This window comes from Glaciimonas sp. Gout2 (assembly GCF_035018905.1).
In the GTDB taxonomy this organism is placed as follows: Bacteria; Pseudomonadota; Gammaproteobacteria; order Burkholderiales; family Burkholderiaceae_D; genus Glaciimonas.
On sequence record NZ_JASJXA010000104.1, the window covers coordinates 1 to 2,652 of the forward strand.

Genomic DNA, 2,652 nt, shown 5'->3' on the forward strand with positions numbered 1-2,652 from the left:
GATACTTTCAATGCGTCGGTAGCGTCACCACCTTCCGCTGCCCCTGTCTTCGGAATACCACAAACGCAAACAATTCTACCAATAGGAAAAAGTCAGTTCGAATGCGTTTATCGGTTTTACAACGAAACGATCAAGAGCATGATCGGTTTGCGTGGATATAGTCTGCAACTGAGGGTCGAACGGGCTAGTTCGATTGATGATTTCAAAGAAATAAGACAGCTTTATCTCGAAGCCATATTTAAGTCCAAAGGCAAAGAAATCACCCGCAGCCTGCGCGATCGACTCGATCAGTTACTTTATCTTGGCGAACCGGGGCCAAATTCTATCAATTTGGAATAGCACTTTAAAGAACGCCACTAAAGCGCAAAAAAAAGTGCACCTAAAACGTAGGGTGCACTTTTTTGACATTCACGAAGACAACCTCTTCACCAGCCACCTAAACCACCAGTCAACACTCGCAATCTAGCATAGAGAAGCAACTCCGCACCCATGTTGACTGCACTAGAATAGCCAATAACTGATCGTCAAATCAGTTACTCAATACCTTGGCTAGTCAGATAATCTTCATAATTGCCGCGGAAATCAACTATTTCAGTCTCTTTGACTTCTAAAATACGTGTTGCCAGAGATGATACAAATTCCCGGTCATGAGAGACAAAAATCAACGTACCGGCATATTTATCAAGAGCAATATTGAGCGATTCAATAGACTCCATATCCATATGATTGGTTGGCTCGTCCATTAACAAAATGTTATGGCGGCCCAACATCAATTTGCCATAAGTCATTCGTCCCTTTTCACCACCCGATAATACTTTGACAGATTTCTTGACGTCATCGCCACTGAACAACAAGCGACCAAGAATCGAGCGAACCGCCTGATCGTCGTCACCTTCCTGTGTCCATGCGCCCATCCAGTCAGTCAGCGTAATATCCGCGGCAAAGTTTTCAGTTGGGTCTTGCGGCATGTAACCTGGATTAGCGTTTTCTGCCCATTTCACCAAACCCGTATCTGCTTCGAGCCCGCAAATATCTGTGCCGCCTATGCTACGAAGCAAAGTGGTTTTACCCGCGCCGTTGGCACCGATAATCGCGATACGCTCGCCAGCTTCAACCATGATGCCAAAATTCTTAAACAGCGTACGGTCGTAACTCTTGGTGATGCTTTGCACATCCACAGCCAGTCGATGCAATTTTTTCTCGCCATCAAAACGAATAAACGGATTGGCGCGGCTGGATGGCTTAAGGTCTTCAACCTTAATCTTTTCAATTTGCTTGGCACGGGATGTCGCCTGACGCGCTTTAGATTTATTCGCCGCAAAACGACGCACAAAGTCTTGCAATTCAGCGACTTTATCCTTAGCTTTTGCATTGACTGACAACTGCTGCGCACGCGCTTGTGTGGACGCCAGCATATAGTCATCGTAGTTTCCGGGATATACCTTCAATGTGCCGTAATCCATATCGGCCATGTGAGTACACACCTGATTCAAAAAGTGACGATCATGGGAAATAATGATCATGGTCGAATTGCGCTGATTTAATACATCTTCAAGCCAGCGAATGGTGTTGATATCCAGGTTATTCGTCGGCTCGTCGAGCAACAGAATGTCAGGATTAGAGAACAGCGCCTGCGCCAACAATACGCGCAATTTCCAACCCGGCGCGACATTGCTCATTGGACCTTTATGCTGGTCCATCGCCACGCCAACTCCCATCAACAGTTCGCCCGCGCGTGATTCAGCGGTATAACCATCGTATTCTGCGAATTTGGCCTCAAGGTCGGCGGCCTTCATATAATCGTCGTCGGTCGCCTCAGGATCGGCATAAATTGCATCGCGCTCGGCCATGGCAGCCCACATTTCAGTGTGGCCCATCATGACGACATCAAGCACGCGCATTTCTTCGAATGCAAATTGATCCTGACGCAGTTTACCTAAACGCTCGTTCGGGTCCAACATCACGTTTCCGCCAGACGGATCAAGATCACCGCCCAAAATTTTCATGAAGGTCGACTTGCCGCAGCCGTTGGCACCGATCAAACCATAGCGATTGCCATCGCCGAATTTGACCGAAATGTTTTCAAACAACGGCTTGGCGCCGAACTGCATTGTAATATTTGCTGTGGATAGCACGGAAAAAAGCCCTTAGAAACAATATGGAATAACCTTCTATTTTACCATTTTGCTGCGACGTGTTCAGTCACGACCAAAAATAGGGTCGTTTTGCTGCTTAAATATCATCAAAAAAGTACTAGCAACCAACATTTAATGCATCTAAACCAAACTCATTCCGCTTAGAGTGAACATCGACATAATTAGTCAAACAACATTGCGCGCACCCTAATTCGGCGAATGTCGTACCGATATTAATCTCACCAATCAAGGGAACCTTTTCTGGAGGAAGACTTTCCTATAAGCCTCAATTCTACGCAGCGCGTCGCCATGGGCCTCGCAAATAAGGCGATCCAGTAGTAACAATACTTAATTTTTTTACCCGCAAAACAGGAAACACGTATGCGAACTCAATCGCCACATAACAATCCCACCATCGCTGCCGCTTCAAACCAGGAAGCCGGTCATCATCTTGCAGTTGCGACAGCCGGTGAGGCTGGAAATTACGGCGTCAATTATGTCAAGGAACGGGTCAACG

At 46.6% G+C, this 2,652-nt stretch carries 1 protein-coding gene and 1 pseudogene; one reads left to right on the plus strand and one right to left on the minus strand.

What is annotated here, in order from left to right; genetic code table 11:
- Nucleotides 1-339 (plus strand): annotated as a pseudogene (locus tag QN379_RS23255) (hypothetical protein); the annotation flags it as partial.
- Nucleotides 340-533: 194 nt separating this feature from the next.
- Here QN379_RS23255 and QN379_RS23260 read toward each other — a convergent pair.
- The gene (locus tag QN379_RS23260; protein ID WP_322239210.1) at nt 534-2,135 is read right to left on the minus strand and encodes an ABC-F family ATPase; all 1,602 of its coding nucleotides are present in this window, start codon (nt 2,133-2,135) and stop codon (nt 534-536) included.
- Nucleotides 2,136-2,652: the final 517 nt, after the last annotated feature.